The sequence below is a fragment of the Methylobacterium litchii genome, assembly GCF_038442315.1.
Classification (GTDB): Bacteria; Pseudomonadota; Alphaproteobacteria; order Rhizobiales; family Beijerinckiaceae; genus Methylobacterium; species Methylobacterium litchii.
This window is the reverse complement of record NZ_JBBXMY010000015.1, coordinates 19,299-39,728: the sequence shown is the minus strand read 5'-3', so window position 1 is coordinate 39,728 and position 20,430 is coordinate 19,299. Positions and strand designations below refer to the sequence as shown.

The window sequence follows — 20,430 nt, the reverse complement described above, 5'->3', positions numbered from 1 at the left end:
AGAGTCGAGTCCCCCGTCGCGGGAAGGCAAGCTTGGCCGGAGACTCGCCTGTGGGCGAATCGGCGTGTGCCGCGCCCTAGAACGCGTACCGCACCTCACAATAGGGGAGGGCGGCCCCGTGCCAGGCGAGCAATTGGTCGAGCCATTTGCGCTTCCAGCCCGACCGGTAGCGCAGGTTGCGCATGCCGCTCTGGCTCCACTTCGTCTCCTGAAGGTCCGGGCGCCACAGCAAGTCTTCGCCCTTCGGATGCCAGGCGAGATTCGTGTCGTGCAGCGTCTCATTGTGCGTGAGCATGATGATCTCGCACTTGAGTTGCGCCTTCGCCCGGTCGGTGAGGGTGCCGTCGATCTCGGCGAACAGCGCCCGCCATTCGGGCTCCCAGCCCTCGTGCACGATGACCGGGCTGAAGTTGACATGCACCTCGTAGCCGGCCTCGACGAAGTCGTTGATGGCCGCGATGCGCTCGCCGATGGGCGAGGTGCGGACATCCACCACCTTCGAGACGGCCTCCGGCATGAGCGAGAACCGGATGCGGGTGCGCCCCTGCGGGTCGTAGTCGAGGAGGTCCCGGTTGACGAGCTTCGTCGCGAAGGAACCCTTGCCGTTCGGGATGCCCCGGAAGGCCGCGACGAGATCGCGGACGTTGTCCGAGACGGTGGCGTCGAGGGAGAGGTCGCCGTTCTCCCCGAGGTCGTAGACCCAGTCGACGGGATCGATGGTGTTCGGCTCCGGCTTCGCGCCCAGGCGCTTGGCGTGGCGGGCGATGGCGGCGGCGATCTCGTCCACGTTGACGAAGACGCTGACCGGGTTCGCGTAGCCCTTCCGGCGCGGCACGTAGCAATAGGAGCAGGCCATCGCGCAGCCGTTCGAGGACGAGGGCGCGATGAAATCGGCCGAGCGCCCGTTCGGCCGCATGGTGAGCCCCTTCTTGACGCCCAGCACGAGGACGTCCCGCTTCATGCGAAGCCAATCGCCGGCCAGTTCCGGATCGTCCGTCAGTTCGGGGATCTTCCAGTGGCTCGCCACCTCGACGAGTTCGGCGTCGGGGAAGCGCGCGAGCACAGCGCGGCCCCGTTCATACGACCGGACGGCGGGCTCGAGGTAGATCCGCCTCGGGTCGAGGAGCGTGCGCGGCAGGGCCATCCCCTGCATATGGGGAGGAGGAGGCCGCGCGTCAGCCTGTCCATGCCGCGTGAACGGAACCCGTGGCCGTATCCGGCTTCGAGTCGCCGATGAAGATTACGATCGGGCCGTGGGCGTCGCGCCGTGGATCGTAGAAGTCGAGTAGGTCCGGGTGGAGGCGCTGGATGAATTCCGGCCGGCGGCCGCTGCGGCGGAGCAGATGGTCGATGACGACCTGATCGCCGTGGACTGCGTTCGGCACGGGGCCGCAGGAGCCCGGCGCCATCCACCGCTCCGGCTCGGCCGCGAAGGTGTCGTAGAGCGAAGCGAGGTCGTCGCCGGACCAGCGCAGCAAAGCGCTGGAGAGCCTGCCTTTATGAAGATAATCCTCCATCGCCGCGAGGCCCGGCGTGGCCAGGGCGTCGGCCGGGCCGGTCAGCACCGTGTCGAGGTCGCAGAGCAGCGTCGGGCCCTCGCTCAGGCCAGGCCGGAACGCCTCCATCTTGGCCCACCAGACCGGCCAGTCGTGCAGCAGGGGCACCCGCTCAACGCCCTCGACCGCCAGAGGGAGGTCGGTGAGGCAGAGGATCCGTTCGAAGGTCGGCGCATGGCGGCGGATGCCTCTGGCGAGGCGTTCGACCCAGGTCGCGTCGTAGCGTCCGCCGCCCTTCAGGACGGTGATCAGCGTGGCCATCGGGTTCAGTCCTTCAGGGGGTGAAGGCGGATCTGCCCAGCGGCCTCGGCGGCGGCGAACCACGCCCGCTCGGCCGCCCAGGGATGGCCCGGCCAGCCATCGAAGCCGAAGCCGTGGGCCTCCGCTGCCGACGCCTGCGCCGGGCGGCCGAGAATCAGCGCGAGGGTGACGAGGAAGCCGGTGCTTGGGTTCGGTTCGCCCTCCGTCCCGGCGGCGAGGAGAGCGTGCGCATACCCGTGCAGGGCATCCGGCAGGATGTGGATCGGCCGTCTCAAGGGTTGCAGCAGGGCCAGCATCTCGCGGGTCCAGCAGATCGGTTCGGGGACGTTCTGCTCCGGCGGGAGCATCGGGAAGGGGAGGATGAAACTCTCCGCCGCGCGGATCACCGGGCGGTCGAGGAAGCCGGGATCCTCCAGCCATTCCCGCGTCTGGCCGCCGCGATTGACGAGGGCGAGATGCGTGACGCGCCGGCCCGTCCTCCCGCCGAACCCGGCGGCGTTGTTGAAGCGGATCACGCTGGACGCCGCATCGACGGCTTGCCCTACATCTCCGATCCCGGGCGCATTGCCGACGATGGCGAGGGTCGGGCCGGTGGGCAGGCCCAGGGCGTCGGGGAAGGGGAGGGCGGCGGTCAATGGCATCAGGGACAAGGCGCGAGGGGTGCGGCCGGGGGAGGGCGCGGGCCTCCGACAACCCGAACGGCGCGAAATCGCCCCACGCGGCCTGACGATCATGCGCCGCTGCTTCGTCTGCGATGCCGCCATGATCGGGCCGACCACCCGCCGGCTGATCGTCGCGAACGGCCGTGCGCGCGCCTTCCCGTTCGCCTGCCAATCGTGCGGCGTCCTGCTGGCGGACGCTGCCGACCGCTCCGCGTGCCGGGAGCACCTGACGCATCGCCTCGCCGCGCCGGTCTTCGAGTCGGACGCTGAGGCGCCCTACGGCCTCGACCTCTACACGCTGCGCACCGCCGCGACCCGCCTCGGGCTCGGCGTCCGGCCCCTCGACGCAGCGGGCCACGTGGCCCTGCGCCATCCCCACGACGCCCATGCGGCGCGGGCCGGGCTCGCCGCCCTCGCGGGGGAGGGGAGGCGCCCGGTCTCCCTCGGGCTCCTCTGCCGCCCTGCCGAATGCGACGCAGTCCTGGCCGCCCTGCCGGGGCAGGGGGGCTGGACGGACGACGTCGTGATCCTCCTCGACGGGCCGGCGAGCGCCCTCCGCACGGTGCCGGTCGCGGGCTTCCCGGATGGGGCGGTGCGCGTGGCCGCCCGCCCCCTCGACGGTGATTTCGCCGCGCAGCGGAACGCCCTTCAGGACCTCGCGCGCCATGGCTGGATGCTGCAGCTCGACGCCGACGAATCGCTGAGCCCCGAGGCCGGCCTTCTCATGCCGGCCCTCGCCGCCCTGGCCGAGGCGGGGGAGGGGGTCTCGGTCGGGTTCGCACGTGCAAACCACGTCGATGGCGTGCTGTCCGACGTCTTCCCCGACGTGCAGTACCGGCTCAACCGGAGGGGCGTGCGCTTCGCCGGGCGGGTGCACGAGCGGCCCGTCCTGGACGGCGGCTGGCCGCGCGGCTTCATCAGCCTGCACGGTCCCATCGTGCATCACCTGAACGGCGCGCATGTGCGGGCGCGGTCCCGACGCTACGAAGCCCTCGACCCCGGTCGCGGTAGGCCGGAGGAGGAAGAGGCTCTGCTGCGCCCCTACGCCGAGTGACGGGAGGCCGCGATGGCGCGGCGGTAGAGCGCCAACGTCTCGCGGCCAAGGCTGTCCCGGCTGAAGCGACCGGCCGCGGCGAGGGCCTTGTCTTGATAGGCGCGGCGCAGGGCGGGATCGCGCAGGAGCGGGCGCAGGGCGTCCGCGAGCGCGGCGCCGGTCGCGGCCTCGGCGAGGGGGCCGGCGCCCGGCTCGCCGACGAAGGCGCGGGCGCTCGCATCCTCCGCGCAGGCGACGACCGGACGGCCATAGGTCAGCGCCTCCTGATAGACGAGGCCGAAGCTCTCGTAGCGGGAGGGAGCGACCACCGCATGGGCCTCCGCGTAGGCCTGCGCCAGCGCCGGCCCGTCGATGCGGCCGCAGGCCCGGAGATGCCGTCGCGCCGCATCGGGGATACTCGCCGGGAGATCGCCCGGCGCCACGCCGACGCAGTCGAGCCGGAAGGCCGGCACGGCCCCCCGCGCATGGTCCTCGGCCAGGAGGGCCAATGCGGCCATCAGAACGTCGAACCCTTTTCGCGCCTCTGCCCGCCCGACGAAGAGCAGGCGCACCGGCTCCGCCGCCTCGGGGTAGGTCGCGCCGCTCGCGCCCGCCGCGATCTCCGGCGGGAGGCTGAGGCCGATCACCGCCTCGGGCTGCCGGCCGTCGAGGCCGTAAGCGCGGGCGATCACCGCCCCATGCGCCGCGGTGTTGGCGATGAGCCCGGCGCTGCCCCGCACCTGCCGCCGTTCGAGGGCCTCGGCCGTCCACCCGTCGAGGCGGTTCCGCAGCGTGGTGGCGCCCTCGCGAGTAAGGGCGGCGGGGGTCGAACTGCGCGTCACCAGCGGCAGGCCGGGACGGGATGTGAGCAGCGCGGCCGGCGCGTACCAGTTCGTTGCCTCGATGACGGCGAAGGGCGCACGGGCGTGGGCGTCCAGCACCGCGCGACGGAAGGCGAGGGGCGCCGCGAGATGCCCGGCCGATCCCCACAGGCGCAGCCGCGCCAGCGCCCCGCCGGGCGGCAGGGCTAGCCCGACGACGGTGACGCCGCCGGTCCTGACCTCTCTCACCCTGTCCAGGGTGAAGACCGTAACCTCGGCGCCGGCCTGGGCGAGGCTTTCGGCGATCTCGCGGGCGGCGGTCGAAAGACCGCTCGGGGCCGGCGGATAATCCCAGGCCAGGAGGGCGGTACGCATCAGGCGGCGAGGAGGCGCCGGTAGACGGCGAGGTAGTCGCGCGCCATGCGCTCGGCGGTGAAGCGCGCCTCGAACCGGCGGCGGACGAGGGCGCGGTCGAGCCCCGCGACGCGAGCGAGGGCGGCGACCGCCTCCTCCTCGCTCGACACGATGAAGCCCGTCACCCCGTCCTCGACGATCTCCGGCACCGAGCCCCGGTTCCAGGCGATGACCGGCGTCCCGCAGGCCATCGCCTCGATCATCACGAGGCCGAACGGCTCGGGCCAGTCGATGGGGAACAGGAGGGCGCGGGCGGCGCCGAGAAGGGCGCCCTTGGCGGGGTCGTCCACGGGCCCGAGATAGGTCGCGTCAGGTCCGAGCAGCGGGCGCACCTGCCGGTCGAAATACTCAGGGTTGCCGACGTCGATCGTGCCGCCGAGGCGGATCGGCACCCCCGCCGCCCGGGCGACGCGGATCGCGACATCGGGCCGCTTCTGGTCGGTCATCCGGCCGACGAAGGCGACGTGGTCGCCCGGCCGGGACGAGAACGCGTAGCGGTCCCGGTCGATGCCGTGATGCACGACGCCCGCTCGGTTCGCCGCCGGGATGCCGGCCTCCTGCGCGGCGGAGATGGCGGCCACCGGCAAATCGGGAAACCCCGCGAAGAACAGCGCCCGGTCGAGCTCGTCCACCCGCCAATGCACCGTGGTCAGGCTGCGGCGACGATGCGTCCCGAGCAGCGCCGCATGGGCGAACTCACCATGGCAATGCACGATGTCGAACGACCCAAGACGGAGGCGAAGTGCCTCCAATTGCAGGGCATCCAGGGCGGCCGGGACACCCGGCGCGACGCGGCCGTGCGCCCGTTCGAGGGCCGACAAGCTCGGATAATCGCCGATGCGAGGTAAGTCTGTCGCACTGTCCGATGGCGCAAAAAGTGTTATTTCAATGCCCAAGCTTCGCAATGCCACACATAGATCGTGCACAACTCGTTCTGTGCCGCCGTGATGATTTGGGGGAACAGGAAAAATGTTAGGCGCAACTTGGGCAACGCGAATCACAGGGCGCTCTTTGCATAGGTTAAGTCGTCGGAGACGTGCGAAAGCGTACGTTTGATGTTCGTCCTGCATATCGCCTTGCAGGGCTGCCTGCGCGGCGACGATGTCGTCTACGGCCTCACCGCCGATACCGGAGGCCATATCCGGTACTTGCTCGATCTCGTCGCGGCCTCGGCGCAGGATCGCGATGTGACGCGGATCGTGGTGGCGACCCGCCGGTTCACCGGCCCGCTCGGCGCCGCCTACGCCGTGCCCGAAGAGCGGCTCTCCGACAAGGCCACGCTCGTGCGGCTCGTGAGCGCGTCCCCCGACTACCGGGTGAAGGAAGAGATGCACGCCGAGGTCGCGTGCTTCGCGGACAACCTCGTCGCCTGGATCGCCGCGCAGGACCGCGCCCCCGATCTCATCCACGCCCATTACGCGGACGCGGCCACGGTGGCGGCCCTGGTGGAGGATCGCCTCGGCATCCCCTTCGTCTTCACCGCCCATTCCCTCGGGCAGGTCAAAGCGATGATGCTGGGCGCGTCCCCCGTGCGCCCCGATCTCGCCCGCCGCATCGCCACCGAGGAGGACGCCCTGGCGCGGGCCCACCTCGTCATCGCCTCATCCCGTGACGAGGCGGAGGTGCAATACGCCGGCTATGACGCCTACGATCCCGGCCGGGTCCGCGTCCTACCCCCCGGCAGCGACCTCGCCCGCTTCGCGGCGGCCCGTCCGCATCCCCGCGTCGATGCGGCCATCGACCGCTTTCTGCACGACCCGGCCAAACCCACGATCCTCGCCCTCGCGCGGCCCGTCGCCCGCAAGAACCTCGCGGCGCTGGTGCGGGCCTATGGCGAGAGCGCCGCGCTCCGGGCGCGGGCCAACCTCGTGATCGTCGCCGGCACCCGCGAGGACATCGACACCCTCGACGGCGACATGGCCGAGACGATGCGCGACCTGCTGGTGCTCATCGATCGCTACGACCTGTACGGCCGCATTGCCTACCCCAAGACCCATAGGCCGGAGGACGTGCCGGCGATCTACGCCTATGCCCGCGACCGGGGCGGCGTGTTCGTCAACCCGGCCCTCAACGAGCCCTTCGGCCTGACCCTGCTCGAAGCCTCGGCCGCCGGCCTGCCGCTGGTCGCCACCGACAGCGGCGGGCCGAACGACATCGTCGAGACCTGCGGCAACGGGCTCTTGGTGGATCCCCGCGCCCCCGGCGCCATCGCCGCCGCCTGCCTGCGGATCCTTGGCGACCCCGCCCTCTACGCGCGCTGCGTGGCCGGCGGCGCGCGGGCTGCGGCGACCTACGATTGGGACCGGCACGCGGCGCGCTACCACGGACTGCTGCGCGACCTCCTGGCCCCGCAACCGGTCGCGCCGCCGACGCGGCAGCTCCTCGTCTGCGATATCGACAACACGCTGATCGGCTGCGAGGCGGCCCTCGGCATCTTCCGCCGCTGGCGCAGCCGGCAGGCCGGGCTCGCCTTCGGGGTCGCCACCGGCCGCTCCTTCCACAGCGCCATGGCGGTGCTGGAGCAGCAGGAGAGCCCCCGGCCGCAGGTGATGATCACCTCGGTCGGCTCCGAGATCTACCATCTCGACGGAAACGGCGTGACCTACACGGTGGACCTCGCGTGGCGGCAGACCATCGCCGCCGGATGGAACCGGGCGGGGGTCCACGACGCCCTGTGCGGCCTCGACGGGCTCGTCCCCCAGGGGCCGTTGGAACAGCGGGCGCTGAAACTCAGCTATTTCGGTGACGCGGCGGTGGCCCGGCGGGTACGGGACTTGCTGGACGAGGCGGGGCTTCCCGCCCGCGTCATCCACAGCCACGGCCGCTATCTCGACGTGCTGCCGACCGCCGCCTCGAAGGGCACCGCCGTCGATCACGTCCGCGCGCTCTACGCCCTGCCGGAGCACGCGGTGTTCGTGGCCGGTGATTCCGGCAACGACATCGAGATGCTGCGGGTCCGCACCCAGGCGATCATCGTCGCGAACTATTCCGACGACCTCGCCAGCAACGCGGCCCTCCAGCATTCCTACGTCGCCCGCCGGACCCATGCGCGCGGCATCATCGAGGGCGTCTCGCATTTCCGGCGGATGCTGGCGCATGTCGGCTGACGCCGCGCCGAGCGTCTTGACCCTGGTGCGGGGCCGGGCGGAGTGCCTGCGCAACCTCATGCGCGGCCTCGCGGGCCAGACCTTGCGCCCGCGCGAACTCATCATCGCCTGGATGCAGCCAGAACCGGCGCCGGACCTGCCCGATCCCGGCTGCCCCATCCGCCATGTGATCGTCCCCGGCGAGCGGATGCCCCTCGCGGCGGCCCGCAACCGCGCCGCCGACGCCGCGTCCGCCGACCTGCTCGTCTTCCTCGACGTCGATTGCATCCCCTCGCCGACGCTGGTCGCGGCCTATGCCGGGGCCGCCGCCACCGCGCGGGGCCTGTTGCTCGGCGAAGTCCTCTACCTGCCGCCCGGCGCGTCGGCCCACAATCCGGCTACCCTGGACCGGCTCGCGCAGGCCCATCCTGCCCGGCCGGCGCCGCCCGCCTCGGGCCTCCGGCCGGAGCCCGATGCCGGCCAGCTCTGGGGGCTGTCCTTTGCGGTGGCGGCGGCCGACTGGCGCGCAATCGGCGGCATGGACGAGGCCTATGACGGCTATGGCGGCGAGGAGACCGATTTCGCGGCGCGGCTCGCCGCAACCGGGCTGCCGACCTACTGGGTCGGGGGGGCCCGCGCCTACCATCAGCATCACCCGGTGCACGTGCCGCCATTGCAGCATTTCGCGCCGATCCTGGCGAACGCGGCGCGCTTCCATGCCCGGCACGGGCGCTGGTGCATGACCTACTGGCTCGGCCAGTTCCGCGACGCCGGCCTCATCGCCTGGGACGAGGACGCCCCCGCGATCCGCCCGATCCGCCCCCCGACCGAGGCCGAGATCGCCGCCGCCCTGCGGCCCGACGCCCTGTTCTCCTGACCGCGAGCCCCATGACCAAGCCCATCGCCTTCTTCGTCCACCACCAAGGACGGGGCCACGCCAACCGCACCATGGCGGTGGTGAGCGAGTTCGCCCGCGAGCGCCCGGTCTCGGTGCTGACGGCGGATCCGAGCCTGTTCGATGGCTTCTCCCGCGACATCGAGATCGTGCCCCTGCCGAACATGATCGGCGCCGCCGTGCCCACCCCCCGGCTCTACGCTGAGCCGACGCCGCAGGTGATGCATTGCGTGCCGCTGGGCCTCACCCCCATGCGCCGGACCATGCGGACCATCCTCGACCATCTCGACGACCGGGGCGTCGGGCTGTTCGTGGTCGATGTCTCGGCAGAGATCGCGCTCCTGTCGCGCATCGCCAGCGTGCCCGCCGTGCAGATCCGCATGCATGGCGACCGCTCCGATATCGGGCATGTCGGCGCCTACGAGGCCTGCGTCGGGATGCTCGCCCCCTTCGACGAGCGCTTGGAGCAGGACGATTACCCGGCGGGCCTGCGCGCCAAGACCTTCTACAGCGGCGGCCTGTGCACGAGCGTCGATCGCGTGCCCGAGCGCGCCGAGGCGCGGGCGCGGCTCGGCCTCGATCCCACGCGCGAGATCGTCGTGGCCGTGACCGGCGGCGGGGGCAGCGGGACGCCCTACGCGCCGCTGACGGTGGCCGCCCGCGCCGCGCCGGACGCGCTCTGGCTCACTCTCGGCCCGACCCATCGCGAGGGCCACGAGACCGACTTCGCCAACCTGCGCGAACTCGGCTGGGTGCCTTCCGTCACCGATTACCTCGCGGCGGCCGACATCGTGATCGCCTCGGCCGGCGACAACACGGTGCACGAGGTCGCCCGCGTCGGCGGGCGCCTCGTCGTCATGCCCGAATGGCGCTACTTCGCCGAGCAGACCCGCAAGGCCGAGGCGCTGGTCCGTCTCGGCGCCGCCGTGCAGGCCCCCGTCTGGCCGGGCGACCTCCAGGGCTGGCGCGACCTCCTCGACCGCGCCCGCGGCCTCGACGGCACGGCCCTGCGCAGCCTCTACGCGCCGGATGCGGCGGCGCGCGCCGCCTCCTGGCTCGAAGGCCTTACCGACGCCCTCTGGGACGGGGCCGAGGCGGCCTCGCTCCACTCCGTCGCGGCCGAATGACCGCCCCCTGTCCGCCCCCATCGGAGCCCGAGGCCCGCATGTCCACCGTTTCCGTCGTGACCCTCGCCAAGGGCCGGCCGGCGCACCTGCGCAACGTGCTCCTCGGCCTCGAACGCCAGAGCCAGCTCCCCGTCGAGTTCATCGTCGCGGTGATGCAGGACGCGCCCTACGACCTGCCGGAGACGCGCTTCCCCGTGCGCCAGATCCTCGTGCCGGGGCGCGAACTCCCCCTGGCGGCGGCGCGCAACCAGGGCGTGGCGGCGGCGAGCGGGGATATCGTGGCCTTCCTCGACGTCGATTGCATTCCCGCGCCGGACTTCGTGGCCGATTACGCGCGGGCCCTCGATGAGCTCGACGGTCTCATGATGGGCGAGGTGCTGCATCTGCCCGAGCGCGCGACGGCCGGCGCCTGGGATTACCCCGATCTCGACGCGGTCGCCGAACGGCATTCCGACCGGCGCGGCCCCCCGGCCTCCGGCATCGAGATCTGCCGGGATTACCGCTGCTTCTGGTCGCTGAATTTCGCGATCCGCCGTGCCACCTTCGCGGCCACCGGCGGCTTCGACGAGCGCTATGTCGGCTATGGCGGCGAAGATACCGATTTCGGCAAGATCCTCGACACGCAAGGTATCCCCATCGCCTGGACGAAGGGGGCGCGGGCCTATCACCAGTACCACCCCCACCACATGCCGCCGGTCCACCATCTCGACAGCGTGGTGCGCAACGCGGAACTCTTCGAAGCCAAGTGGGGCTACCGCACCATGGGGCATTGGCTCTACGCGTTCCGCGTGATGGGCCTGATCGACGACACGCCCGACCGGCCGATCACGATCCTGCGTCGCCCCGACGCCGCCGACCTCGCCCTCACCGGCCAGCAGAGCGACCAGCCCTATACGAACTCCGCCTCGGTCATCCGGGCCATCGAGGCGCGGGAGGCTGCCCTGTCGGCATGAGGATCGCGCTCCTCGCCCATCTCCGCCACCCGATCGCCCCGCCTTTCGCGGGGGGGCTCGAATCCTACACCTGGCACCTCGCCGAGGGCCTGAGCGCCCGCGGCCACGACGTGGTGCTGTTCGCCTCCGGCGACAGCGACCCGCGCTTCGCCCGCGATCCGGTGATCCCGGTCCATCAGGAGGCCCGCTTTCCCGGCCTCGAACACCGGGGCGATGCGGGCCTCAGGGCGCATCTCGACGGGGGATACGCCGCCGCCTGCGACCGGATCGCGGCGGGCGGGTTCAACGTGCTGCACAACAACAGCCTGAGTCGCCTGCCGCTGGAGCCGCAGCGTCTCGCGGCGACGCCGACCGTCACCTCGCTGCACGTGCCGCCCTACGACGCCCTGCGCTGGTTCGTTCACGCGAGCGCCGTGCCGGGGCACCACCTCACAGCCACTTCTGCGGCGCTGCTGCGGGATTGGTGGCCGGAAGGCCCGCCGCCGGGGGCCTCGGTGCTCCACAACGGCATCGATCCGGCCGCCTGGCCCTTCGTCGCGCAAGGCGACGGCAGCGCCGTCTGGTGCGCGCGCCTCGCGGCGGTAAAGGGGGCGCATCACGCCATCGCGGCGGCGCGGTGCGCGGGCCTCGCCCTCACCCTGTTCGGCCCCATCGAGGAGCCCGATTACTGGGCGGAGCGGATCGCGCCGTTACTCGGCGGGCCGATCCGCTACGGCGGCCATCTCGCCGGAGCGGAGCTTGCGGCGGAGATCGGCCGCGCGTCGGTGTTCCTGTTCACCCCCTGCTGGGATGAGCCGTTCGGCCTCGCCGCCGTCGAGGCGATGGCCTGCGGCCTGCCGGTCGCGGGTTTCGCCAGGGGCGCCGCCGCCGAGGTCATCGGCGAGGCGGGCCGCCTCGTGCGCTGCGGCGACGCGGACGCGCTGGCCGCGTCCCTCGGCGAGGCCCTGGCGATCCCCCGGACGGTCCCGCGCGCGCGGGTCCTGCGCCTCTTCACCCGCGACCTGTGGCTCGACCGCTGCGAGGCGCTCTATGCCCAACACCTGATCCCCAGCGAGACATGACCCGACAGGACCTCATCGCCGCCCTCTGGCACGGACGCGACCCGTTCGCCGATCCCCCGGCGGATCTCCGCCCCCTCGACCTGCAGGGCTGGCGCAGCGTGCACCCCTATCTCGCGGAAGCCGTGAGCGAGTTCCGCCCCCGGGTCGTCGTCGAGATCGGCACCTGGAAGGGGGCGAGCGCCCTTTACCTTGCCCGCACCATGGCCGAGCAGGGCGTCGAGGGGACGGTCATCGCCGTCGATACGTGGCTCGGCGCCGTCGATCACTGGGCCGACGAATCCCTCTTCGCGGAACTCGCCACCGAGCACGGCTTCCCCAGCCTCTACCGCACCTTCCTCGCCAACGTGGTGCGCGAGGGCATGACCGGGCGCGTGCTGCCGCTGCCGCTCGATTCCGTGAACGCCGCCGAACTCCTGCGGCTGCGCGGCGTCGCCGCCGACGTGATCCACCTCGATGCCGGCCACGAGGAGGCGTCCGTCGCGGCGGATCTGCGCGCGTGGTGGCCAATCCTGCGGCCGGGCGGCCTGCTCATCGCCGACGATTACGACCGCTTGGGCGGCCGCTTCCCCGGCGTGACCCGGGCCGTCGATGCCTTCTGCGCCGAGCAGGGCGTCGAGGGGCCGTGGTCGCAGCGGGGCAAGTGCAAGTTCGTCAAGCCGGCTTAGGCTCGGAGCCGACCGGCGCCTCGGAAGCGGGGACCTCGCCGGCTTCGACGGGGACATCCCCGAAGACGAGGCCGCCGAGGGCCCGCGCCTGAGCCCACCGGTGCCGCGCCGCCTCGACCAGGGCGCCGCGGCGCGAGACCGGGACGCGGTAGCAGAGGACGTCGTGGCAGACGCCCCGGCTCCAGAACTTCTTGTTGTTCTCCAGGCCGCGCCCGAATTCGACCGCCAGACCGCGCTTCATCGCCCAGCGCAGGCAATACTCGTTGAGCAGCAGGCCGGGCGAGTATTGCCCCCAGGCGGGATCGAACGCCGCGATGATCCAGTCGACGTGGCGGGTGCCGACGCTGGCGAGGAGCGCGGCGATCACCGCGCCGTTCACCGACAGGGTGTAGACGACGCAATCCGTCGCGCCGGGATCGCCGGCCAGCTCACGCAGGAAGCGGTCGTATTCCGGCGCCGTCAGCCAGGGGCCGTCCTTGCCGGTCTTGCGGGCCCAATGGCGCTTCTGTTCGAGGAGCCATCCCGCGAGGGCGGAGCGCCGCTGTGGTTCGGATGCCGCCTCGAACGTCACCTCGCCGGTCTTGGCGAGGCCCCTATGCTTCTTGTTCTGCATCTTGCGCGTGTAGGCGCTCAGGGACGCATAGTATTCAGCCCAGCCGGTGCCCTCGTCCCATCGCAGGTAGGGGGCGACATCCGGGTTCGTCCCGGCCTGCCCGCGCCTGTCGGCGGTTTCGGTCATCACGTGGTGGAGGGGCGAGCCGAGGGTAATGTAGTCGAGCCAGACGATGTCGGCCTGCCCGGTCCGCCGCAGAAAGTCCCAGGCGCCTTGCGTGCGCGCCTCCCGCTCCGGCCCCGGCTCCGTCAGCACGGCGGTGAGTTCGGCGGCCTGCGGGCCCAATTGGGAGGCGAGGTTCCACAGCCCGTGCCGCCGCCGGATCACCAGCGGCCAGAGGAAGACGAGCCGGCCGTCCTGCCAGCCGGTGAGGGCGCAGAGCCGGCGGGGAGACGGGTCCTTGTCGTTGTGCCACGCGTGGAAGCAGGCCCGCTCCGTCTGCACATGGGCGCCGTCCGCCGCGCGCCACAGGGCATCCCAGTCCGGCTTGAGGCGCCAGAGCTCGGCCGGGTCCGTGACGGCCCGCCAGACGAGAGATGCCCCTCCGACCTTCGGCCCCATCATGGTTAAGTTTCCGCAAGTGCAAGACGAGTACAATACTGTCTACATTACGGCCAGCAGGCGTTTACAAGTTGTTGCCTTCGCGCCACGGAAATGATCGGGACATCAAATAGCATGGGATGACGGCCTAGCCGAGCAGCGTACTGAGGGCCGGAGCGAGATGGACGGTCTCCATGGTGACGGGGGCCGGGCGGGCGTAGGGCGCGCGCGCCGCCGCGAGGCAGGCCCGCACGCCCGCCTCCACCGAGCACAGGACCGGCACCGGCACCTGCGGTTGCAGCCGGGACGCCAAGCCGGCCAGGGCCGCGCCGCCGAGGATGACCGCCTCGGCGCCATCCTTCTCCACGCAGTCGCGGCAAGCCGCCGCGAGGGCCGCCAGGGCCGCGTCCGGGTCCCTGGCGATCTCCCCGCCGGTGCGCTCCACCGTGCGGATGCCGGCGAGGCCGTCGCCGAGCCCGAACCCGGCGACGATCTCCTCCAGCATCGGCTTCCACAGGGCGCCCCCCGTGACGATGCCGTAGCGGCCCGCGCCGTGCCGCGCTTCGAGGCAGGAGGCTTCGAGCATCCCTACCACCGGGACCGGGGAGATCTCGCGCAGGGCGAGGAGACCGGGATCGCCGAAGCAGGCGATGAAGACCGCATCGCACCCCGCCGCATGCTCCGCGAAGGCGTCGAGGGCCGCATGTCCGGCGATGGCCAGGGCCGTGCGGCTCGCGATGTAGGCGGCGCCGAAGCGGGCCGTCACCGGCACGAAGGTCGCCGCATCGCCCGCCACCGCCGCGACCCGGTCGGCCACCAGGGTGGTGACCGAGACGCTGGTGTTCGGATTGAGCAGAAGGATCCGCATCGGGGTCTCGTCTCTCAGGCGGGGCGCGCAACCGACGCCGGGCGACGTCGCATGATGAGGGCGTAGAGCACGAAGCCCAGGCCGCAGCCGATGAACCACGTGAAGTTCGCGACGCTCTCCAGGCCGGGCAGGATCACGCAGAGCACCGGGATCAGGGCCGAGGGCACGATCGCCGTGATCGCCGCGCGGTTGTAGCCGTTTTGGTACCAGTACGTGCCGGCGGGGTTCATCGTGTAGAGATCGTCGACGACGACCTGTTCCTTCTTCACGAGGTAGAAGTCGGCGATCAAGATGCCGAACAGCGGGCCGATGAAGGCGCCGAGCACGTCCAGCGTGTAATGGATCACCGCCGGATTGTTGTAGAGGTTCCACGGCGTGATGAAGATCGAGGCCACGGCCGCGATCATCCCGCCCATCCGCCAGGAGATGCGGCGCGGCGAGACGTTCGAGAAGTCGAAGGCCGGCGAGACGAAGTTCGCGACGATGTTGATGCCGATCGTCGCCGTCATGAAGGTGAGGGCGCCCAGCACCACGGCGAAGGTGCTGTCGATGCGGCTCACCGTCTCCACCGGATCGGTGATGAGATGGCCGAAGACCGGGACGGTGGCCGAGGCCGTGATGACGGTGAGGAGCGAGAAGCCGAGGAAGTTCACCGGCAGGCCCCAGAAATTGCCCTTCTTCACCGCCGCGAAGCTCGACCCGTAGCGGGAGAAGTCACCGAAGTTCAGCATCGGGCCGGAGAAGTAGGATACGACCAGCGCGACGGCGTTGATCATCACCGGCAGCGCGTCCCAGCCGGTGTACTTCACGGCCCCGAGGTTCAGCCCGATCTGGTCGAAGCCGGCCTTGGCGACGAGGTAGGCGGCGAGCGCGATCATGACGACGTAGACCGCCGGCCCCGCCCAATCGATGAAGACGCGGATCGCCTCCATGCCGCGCCAGAACACCAGAGCCTGCAGCACCCAGAGGGTCATGAAGGCGGACCAGCCCAAAGCCGAGAGGCCCGCGAAGCCGTATCGCGTCACGTCCGCGTAGGGCATCAGCTCGGGGTAGAAGCGCAGGGCGACCACCGTGAGCGCCGCCGAGGCGAGGTAGGTCTGGATGCCGTACCACGCCACCGCGATCAGCCCCCGGATGATCGCCGGGATGTTGGCGCCCTTCACGCCGAAGGAGGCGCGGCAGATCACGGGGTAGGGGGTGCCGGTGACTTGGCTCGGCTTGGCGACGAGGTTGCAGAAGACCTGCACGATCACGATGCCGACGAGGAGGGCGATCAGCACCTGCCAACTCACGAGGCCAAGGGAGAACAGGCTCCCGGCGGTGACGTAGCCGCCGACGCTGTGCACGTCGGACATCCAGAAGGCGAAGATGTTGTAGGTGCCCCAGGTCTGCTTGCGCAGCGGGGCAAGGTCCTCGTTGACGAGGTCGGGATCGTAGCCCGGCTTGATGACGACGGTTTCCGGCCCGTCCGACACGGCGGCGCTGATCCCGGCCGCTTCCACGTGTGCGTACATCGCGTGTCTCCCTAGTGGTGGGGCGGCCCTGTTGCCGGGCCTTCTCGTGTGCGCCGTGCCGCGTGACGCCTCACCGGCCCCGTGTCGAGCCTTGGAAGAAGCGTCGGCGATCCCGGACGGGACGGCGGGGGACCATGGCGTGATCCCCCGTCCCGAACGATGATAAGTCGGCCACCGAGCCATCGTCCAATATGTTGTTCGGCTCGATTGATAGGTTTGGCGGAAGGGTCATCCGCCCTGGAAGCGCGTGGCCAGGCCTGCGGCCTCCGCGCGGAGCAGCGTGAGGAAGGTGTCCACCACCGGGCTTTTCCGCCGATGGTGCAGGGCGTGGACATCCGCCGACAGGAACGGCGGATCGAAGGGCAGGACGACGACACCGGGATGGTTCAGGCGCCCGACGAATTCCGGGATGATCGCGAGCCCGAACCCGGCGGCGACGAGGCTGACGAGCGACGAGGCCTCGCGCACCTGCTGCGAGATGACCGGGGTGAAGCCCCGCGCGACGCAGGCCCGGTGGATCTCCTCCGCGAAGCGCGAGCTGTCGAGGCGCAGGGAGATCAGCCGCTCGGTGCGGAAGATCTCCACCGGCACGCTGCGCCCCGAGGCACGGGGATGCCCCACCGGCAGGGCGACGCAGAGCCCTTCCCGCCACGCGACCTCGCCGGTCAGGTCGGGGTCGTCCGGCGGGCTGCGCAGGAAGCTGAGGTCGGTGCGGTGCGCCTTCAACGCCGCGATCTGATCGCCCGGCGACATCTCGTGGATGCGCACGTCGACGCCCCGGTGGCGCTCCTCGAAGGCGCGGATCAGGGAGCCGAGGGGGCCGACCAGCACCGAACTCGTCATGCCGATGTTGAGGATGCCGGCGGTGCCGGTGCCGATGGTGCGCGCCCGGTCCACGGCGTCGGCCGCTTGGACGAGGATCGCCCTGGCATTGCGCAGGAAATCCTCCCCCGCCGCCGTCAGGGCCACCCGCCGGCTCGTCCGCTCGAACAGATTCACGCCGATTTCGAGTTCGAGATCGCGGATTTGCTGGCTGAGGGGCGGCTGGGAGACGCCCAGCGCGTTGGCGGCCGCCGTGAAGCTCAGATGATCCGCCACGGCCGTGAAATACCGGAGATGCCGAAGCTCCATGACCCAAGCCAGATGAAACGCGAATGGATGAGACCACAGACGGGGTTTGGCGTCTACGTGCGCGCGGGGACGCCACGGACGGCGCAGGCAAGGAACAGGGCCGCGACGGCGCCCGCGGTGAGGGTCGAGCCGACCACGGCCGCGAACGGTCCCGCCAGCGCCGAGCCGGCCACGTCGCCGAAGTTCATCGCCGCCATGTAGACCTGGAACTGCGTCGCCGAGGCCTGTCCCGTGCGGCTCGCCAGCAGCACCGTCGGCAGCAGCGCGACATAGAGGAGGGCCGGCACGACGCTGGCGAGCCCCAGGATGACGGGCCCCGCCACGGGCTCCCATCCGGCCCCGATCAGCGCACCCGCGCCCCCGAACGCCACCGCGCAGGCGACGAGGAGGCCGCGCAGGGCCCGGTGCGGCCCGATGCGGTCGACGGCGGCGCCGAGGCCCGCCGCGCCGATCGTCCCGCCGAGCAGCGCCAGCCCGGCCTGGAGGCGGGAAAGGTCGTCCGCGTTCCAGCCATGGACCTGCACCAGGGCGACGGCGAACGGCACTTGGAACAGCGCCAGCCCGAAATCGATGGCGAAGCACATCGCCAGCAGGATCGCCGCGTCGCGCCCCCGGAACGACGCGAGGAGCCCGCGCGCGAAGCGAAAGGACTCAGCGAGCCGCCCCCGCTTCGGTCCCGGCGCGGGCGCGTCCCGGCGCAGCGACAGGAGCCGGTCGTCCGGATTCTCGCGCACGAGGATCGGCATCAGGGCCAGCGGCAGGGTCAGGGCGAGGAGCGCCCCGGCCGCGCCGGGAAAGCCGACGTTCGTGAGAAGCCACGCGAAGATCGCGGCGCCGGCCGCGCTGCCGATCACGAAGCCCGCGCGCGTGCCCGCGCTGGTACGTCCCAGTTCGTCGGCCGGCACGGTGCCGGCGATCATGCGGTCGGTGGCGGTGTCGGCGAGGGAGGCGGCGAGGCTGTGCAGGAACAGCGCGGCGCTCACCGCCGTGAGCCCCGGCTCCGCCCCAAGGAGGAGGAGGCCCGCGAGGCAGACCTGCGCGACGGCGAGCGACAGCACGAGCCAGAAGCGGCGCGGCCCGATGCGATGGTGCGTGGCGCGGTCGATCACCGGCCCCCAGAGCAGCGGCTGCAGCACCCAGGGGAGGCCGACGAGGGCGAGATGGCGGCCGACCTCCGCCGTGGAGGCGCCGGCCGCCGCGAAATGGTTCGCCAGCGCCGTCAGGGCGAAGCCCGCGACCAGCCCCTGATAGAGGTAGAGGAGCGTGAACAGGCCGAGCCGCCAGCGCGACGATTGCAGACTCGGCGGCCCTCGGCGCATCGGCAGGTTTCTCCATCGCCCCGTCGCCGAACCGGCAGTGCTTGCCGTGGCGTCCGAGACAGCGCTTCTGTTCATGCGGTCCCGAAGTTGTGATCAGTCTTTAATCTATTTGTACGACGCTGTGGAACGCCAGAACCGACCCCGCATCGTGCGGAGGTCGTCAGGATACCTTTGCGTATGCAACGCTTCTCCATTCGCACGCAGTTGATCGCTGCATTCAGCGTCGTCGCCCTGCTCCTGCTGGGTATGGGCTGCGTCGCCCTCACGGCGACCGCGTCCATCAACGCGCAGCTCGTGCGGGTGAACACGAACTGGCTGCCGAGCGAGCAGAAGGCCGGCGAGATCAACGCGACGCTCGCCCGCTACACCATCGCCAGCTTCCGGCAGGTCACGGCCGACGGCATGGGCACGCGGCTGAAGATGGATGCGCTGGTCGGCAATCTCGGCGTGAAGATCCAGAAGCTGATCGGCCAGTACGACGGCCTCGTCGCTTCGGCGGAGGAGCGGCAGGCCTTCGAGAAGCTCAAGGCGGCCTGGACGGCCTATCACCGCGAGGTCGAGCCGGTGATGGCGCTCGCCCGCGACGGCGAACAGGCCCAGGCCATCGACACCCTCGGCGGCAAGCTGAACGAATTGCAGATCGCCGCGACTCAGGCGATCCAGGACCTCGTGACGCTCAACGTCCGGGGGGCGGAGGCGTCGCGCGTCCAGTCGGACGAGGAGTATGCCCAGGTGCGGCAGGTGGTCTTCGGCGTGCTGGCCTGCGGCCTCCTCGTCTGCGCCGGACTCGCCATCCTGATCGTGCGCGGGATCGGCCGGGGCATCGCCTCGGTGGTGCGCCCCATGACCGCCCTGGCGGCGGGCGACCTCGATGCGCGCATTCCCGCCTACCGCCCCACCACCGAGATCGGCGCGATCGCCGAGGCGATCCGGGTCTTCAAGGACGGGCTCATCAGGATGCGCCATCTGGAGGAGGAGACGGCGCAGGCGCGTCTCGCCGCCGAGGAACAGCGCAAGATCGGCATGCGCCAACTGGCCGACCGCTTCGAATCCGCGATGGGCGGGATCATCGCGACGGTCTCGGCCTCCGCCACGGAATTGCAGCAGACGGCGGGCGCGATGAGCGGCACCGCCGCCGAGACCGCCGCGCAATCCTCGGCCGTGGCCTCGGCGGCCGAGGTGGCCGCGAGCAATGTGAACACCGTCGCGGCGGCGGCCGAGGAACTGGGCTCCTCCGTCCAGGAGATCGGCCGGCAGGTCGATGGCTCCGCGACCATCGCGCGCCAAGCCGTGACCGATGCCGACCGGACCGGCGTGCTGGTCCACGAACTGAGCGAGACCGTCGAGCGGATCGGCGACGTGGTGGGGCTGATCTCCTCCATCGCCGGCCAGACCAACCTGCTCGCGCTCAACGCCACCATCGAGGCGGCGCGGGCCGGGGAGGCGGGCAAGGGCTTCGCCGTCGTCGCCGCCGAGGTGAAGGAACTCGCCGGGCAGACGGCGCGGGCGACGCAGGACATCTCGGTTCAGATCGGGCGGATCCAGGGCTCGACGGGCCAAGCGGTGGCGGCCATCGCCAGCATCACCCAGCGGATCCGCGACATCAGCGCGACCTCGACCTCGATCGCCGCCGCCGTGGAGCAGCAGGGCGCGGCCACGCAGGAGATCGTGCGCAACGTGACCCAAGCCGCCGCCGGCACGGGCGAAGTGACCGGCAACATCGCCGGCGTTGCGAGCGCGGCGGAACATACCGGCGCGGCGGCGAGCCAAGTGCTCGGGGCGGCCTCCGCCCTCTCGCGCCAATCGGAGGAGTTGGCCGGCGAGATGGGCCGGTTCCTGGCCTCGGTGCGGGCGGCCTGAGGCGCAAACCGACCGAGGCGGGTCGCGATGGCCACCCGCCTCGGTCGTCGG

Annotated in this window: 18 protein-coding genes; 8 read left to right on the top strand and 10 right to left on the bottom strand. The window is 71.3% G+C overall.

Features of this window, described 5'->3' with window-relative positions; translation table 11 throughout:
* Nucleotides 1–76: 76 nt before the first annotated feature.
* Genes AAHF99_RS21650 through AAHF99_RS21640 form a run of 3 tightly spaced genes read right to left on the bottom strand, consistent with a single transcriptional unit; the run spans nucleotide 77 to nucleotide 2,458 of the window.
* Nucleotides 77–1,144: a spore photoproduct lyase family protein gene (locus AAHF99_RS21650; RefSeq protein ID WP_342166532.1), complete on the bottom strand. Its 1,068-nt coding sequence runs from the start codon at nucleotides 1,142–1,144 to the stop codon at nucleotides 77–79.
* 31 nt (nucleotides 1,145–1,175) lie between these two features.
* Nucleotides 1,176–1,817, bottom strand: a complete 642-nt coding sequence (locus AAHF99_RS21645) for a hypothetical protein (RefSeq protein WP_342166531.1) — start codon at nucleotides 1,815–1,817, stop codon at nucleotides 1,176–1,178.
* Nucleotides 1,818–1,822: 5 nt separating this feature from the next.
* Nucleotides 1,823–2,458 carry a hypothetical protein gene (locus tag AAHF99_RS21640; RefSeq protein ID WP_342166530.1) on the bottom strand — a complete coding sequence of 212 codons (636 nt, stop codon included), beginning with the start codon at nucleotides 2,456–2,458 and terminating at the stop codon, nucleotides 1,823–1,825.
* 91 nt (nucleotides 2,459–2,549) lie between these two features.
* Between AAHF99_RS21640 and AAHF99_RS21635 the strand changes: the two genes are divergently transcribed.
* Complete coding sequence (locus AAHF99_RS21635; RefSeq protein ID WP_342166529.1) at nucleotides 2,550–3,533, top strand: glycosyltransferase family protein; 984 nt, start codon at nucleotides 2,550–2,552, stop codon at nucleotides 3,531–3,533.
* Here the strand turns inward: AAHF99_RS21635 and AAHF99_RS21630 are convergent.
* Both AAHF99_RS21630 and AAHF99_RS21625 read right to left on the bottom strand, forming a co-directional pair.
* Entirely contained in the window at nucleotides 3,521–4,708 is a 1,188-nt protein-coding gene (locus AAHF99_RS21630) for a glycosyltransferase family 4 protein (protein ID WP_342166528.1), read from the bottom strand. The genes AAHF99_RS21635 and AAHF99_RS21630 overlap by 13 nt on opposite strands.
* Nucleotides 4,708–5,748 (bottom strand): glycosyltransferase family 4 protein, encoded by a 1,041-nt coding sequence (locus AAHF99_RS21625; RefSeq protein ID WP_342166527.1) that lies wholly within the window; start codon nucleotides 5,746–5,748, stop codon nucleotides 4,708–4,710. The genes AAHF99_RS21630 and AAHF99_RS21625 overlap by 1 nt, the downstream gene beginning before the upstream one ends.
* A 54-nt stretch (nucleotides 5,749–5,802) precedes the next feature.
* Here AAHF99_RS21625 and AAHF99_RS21620 point away from each other — a divergent pair, with 54 nt between their 5' ends.
* The 6 genes from AAHF99_RS21620 to AAHF99_RS21595 are packed head-to-tail and all read left to right on the top strand — an operon-like array spanning nucleotide 5,803 to nucleotide 12,534.
* The gene (locus AAHF99_RS21620) at nucleotides 5,803–7,854 is read left to right on the top strand and encodes an HAD-IIB family hydrolase (protein ID WP_342166526.1); all 2,052 of its coding nucleotides are present in this window, start codon (nucleotides 5,803–5,805) and stop codon (nucleotides 7,852–7,854) included.
* On the top strand, nucleotides 7,844–8,710 hold the full coding sequence (locus AAHF99_RS21615; protein WP_342166525.1) for a glycosyltransferase family 2 protein: 867 nt from the start codon (nucleotides 7,844–7,846) through the stop codon (nucleotides 8,708–8,710). Before AAHF99_RS21620 ends, AAHF99_RS21615 begins: the two co-directional genes overlap by 11 nt.
* 11 nt (nucleotides 8,711–8,721) lie before the next feature.
* Entirely contained in the window at nucleotides 8,722–9,855 is a 1,134-nt protein-coding gene (locus tag AAHF99_RS21610) for a glycosyltransferase (RefSeq protein ID WP_342166524.1), read from the top strand.
* A 38-nt stretch (nucleotides 9,856–9,893) separates the two neighbouring features.
* Complete coding sequence (locus tag AAHF99_RS21605) at nucleotides 9,894–10,808, top strand: glycosyltransferase family 2 protein (protein ID WP_342166523.1); 915 nt, start codon at nucleotides 9,894–9,896, stop codon at nucleotides 10,806–10,808.
* A complete protein-coding gene (locus tag AAHF99_RS21600) occupies nucleotides 10,805–11,869 on the top strand; it encodes a glycosyltransferase (protein ID WP_342166522.1) in 1,065 nt (354 codons plus the stop codon). Before AAHF99_RS21605 ends, AAHF99_RS21600 begins: the two co-directional genes overlap by 4 nt.
* On the top strand, nucleotides 11,866–12,534 hold the full coding sequence (locus tag AAHF99_RS21595; protein ID WP_342166521.1) for a class I SAM-dependent methyltransferase: 669 nt from the start codon (nucleotides 11,866–11,868) through the stop codon (nucleotides 12,532–12,534). Before AAHF99_RS21600 ends, AAHF99_RS21595 begins: the two co-directional genes overlap by 4 nt.
* Here the strand turns inward: AAHF99_RS21595 and AAHF99_RS21590 are convergent.
* The 5 genes from AAHF99_RS21590 to AAHF99_RS21570 form a co-directional block, all read right to left on the bottom strand.
* The gene (locus AAHF99_RS21590) at nucleotides 12,521–13,711 is read right to left on the bottom strand and encodes a GNAT family N-acetyltransferase (protein ID WP_342166520.1); all 1,191 of its coding nucleotides are present in this window, start codon (nucleotides 13,709–13,711) and stop codon (nucleotides 12,521–12,523) included. The two genes, AAHF99_RS21595 and AAHF99_RS21590, sit on opposite strands and share 14 nt — an antisense overlap.
* A gap of 124 nt (nucleotides 13,712–13,835) precedes the next feature.
* A complete protein-coding gene (locus AAHF99_RS21585) occupies nucleotides 13,836–14,555 on the bottom strand; it encodes an aspartate/glutamate racemase family protein (RefSeq protein WP_342166519.1) in 720 nt (239 codons plus the stop codon).
* Nucleotides 14,556–14,569: 14 nt separating this feature from the next.
* On the bottom strand, nucleotides 14,570–16,069 hold the full coding sequence (locus AAHF99_RS21580; RefSeq protein ID WP_342166518.1) for an NCS1 family nucleobase:cation symporter-1: 1,500 nt from the start codon (nucleotides 16,067–16,069) through the stop codon (nucleotides 14,570–14,572).
* Between the two features lie 228 nt (nucleotides 16,070–16,297).
* Entirely contained in the window at nucleotides 16,298–17,200 is a 903-nt protein-coding gene (locus AAHF99_RS21575) for a LysR family transcriptional regulator (RefSeq protein WP_342166517.1), read from the bottom strand.
* A gap of 53 nt (nucleotides 17,201–17,253) precedes the next feature.
* Entirely contained in the window at nucleotides 17,254–18,519 is a 1,266-nt protein-coding gene (locus AAHF99_RS21570) for an MFS transporter (protein WP_342166516.1), read from the bottom strand.
* A 171-nt stretch (nucleotides 18,520–18,690) separates the two neighbouring features.
* On the opposite strand from AAHF99_RS21570, the gene AAHF99_RS21565 reads away from it, so the two are divergent.
* Entirely contained in the window at nucleotides 18,691–20,379 is a 1,689-nt protein-coding gene (locus AAHF99_RS21565) for a methyl-accepting chemotaxis protein (RefSeq protein ID WP_412759927.1), read from the top strand.
* Nucleotides 20,380–20,430 lie beyond the last annotated feature (51 nt).

What these genes read in the sequence shown, in the direction of transcription:
- AAHF99_RS21650 (WP_342166532.1), bottom strand. Translation starts at nt 1,144, where the DNA reads ATGGCCCTGCCGCGCACGCTCCTCGACCCGAGGCGGATCTACCTCGAG.
- AAHF99_RS21645 (WP_342166531.1), bottom strand. Translation starts at nt 1,817, where the DNA reads ATGGCCACGCTGATCACCGTCCTGAAGGGCGGCGGACGCTACGACGCG.
- AAHF99_RS21640 (WP_342166530.1), bottom strand. Translation starts at nt 2,458, where the DNA reads ATGCCATTGACCGCCGCCCTCCCCTTCCCCGACGCCCTGGGCCTGCCC.
- AAHF99_RS21635 (WP_342166529.1), top strand. Translation starts at nt 2,550, where the DNA reads ATGCGCCGCTGCTTCGTCTGCGATGCCGCCATGATCGGGCCGACCACC.
- AAHF99_RS21630 (WP_342166528.1), bottom strand. Translation starts at nt 4,708, where the DNA reads ATGCGTACCGCCCTCCTGGCCTGGGATTATCCGCCGGCCCCGAGCGGT.
- AAHF99_RS21620 (WP_342166526.1), top strand. Translation starts at nt 5,803, where the DNA reads ATGTTCGTCCTGCATATCGCCTTGCAGGGCTGCCTGCGCGGCGACGAT.
- AAHF99_RS21615 (WP_342166525.1), top strand. Translation starts at nt 7,844, where the DNA reads ATGTCGGCTGACGCCGCGCCGAGCGTCTTGACCCTGGTGCGGGGCCGG.
- AAHF99_RS21610 (WP_342166524.1), top strand. Translation starts at nt 8,722, where the DNA reads ATGACCAAGCCCATCGCCTTCTTCGTCCACCACCAAGGACGGGGCCAC.
- AAHF99_RS21605 (WP_342166523.1), top strand. Translation starts at nt 9,894, where the DNA reads ATGTCCACCGTTTCCGTCGTGACCCTCGCCAAGGGCCGGCCGGCGCAC.
- AAHF99_RS21600 (WP_342166522.1), top strand. Translation starts at nt 10,805, where the DNA reads ATGAGGATCGCGCTCCTCGCCCATCTCCGCCACCCGATCGCCCCGCCT.
- AAHF99_RS21595 (WP_342166521.1), top strand. Translation starts at nt 11,866, where the DNA reads ATGACCCGACAGGACCTCATCGCCGCCCTCTGGCACGGACGCGACCCG.
- AAHF99_RS21590 (WP_342166520.1), bottom strand. Translation starts at nt 13,711, where the DNA reads ATGATGGGGCCGAAGGTCGGAGGGGCATCTCTCGTCTGGCGGGCCGTC.
- AAHF99_RS21585 (WP_342166519.1), bottom strand. Translation starts at nt 14,555, where the DNA reads ATGCGGATCCTTCTGCTCAATCCGAACACCAGCGTCTCGGTCACCACC.
- AAHF99_RS21580 (WP_342166518.1), bottom strand. Translation starts at nt 16,069, where the DNA reads ATGTACGCACACGTGGAAGCGGCCGGGATCAGCGCCGCCGTGTCGGAC.
- AAHF99_RS21575 (WP_342166517.1), bottom strand. Translation starts at nt 17,200, where the DNA reads ATGGAGCTTCGGCATCTCCGGTATTTCACGGCCGTGGCGGATCATCTG.
- AAHF99_RS21570 (WP_342166516.1), bottom strand. Translation starts at nt 18,519, where the DNA reads ATGCGCCGAGGGCCGCCGAGTCTGCAATCGTCGCGCTGGCGGCTCGGC.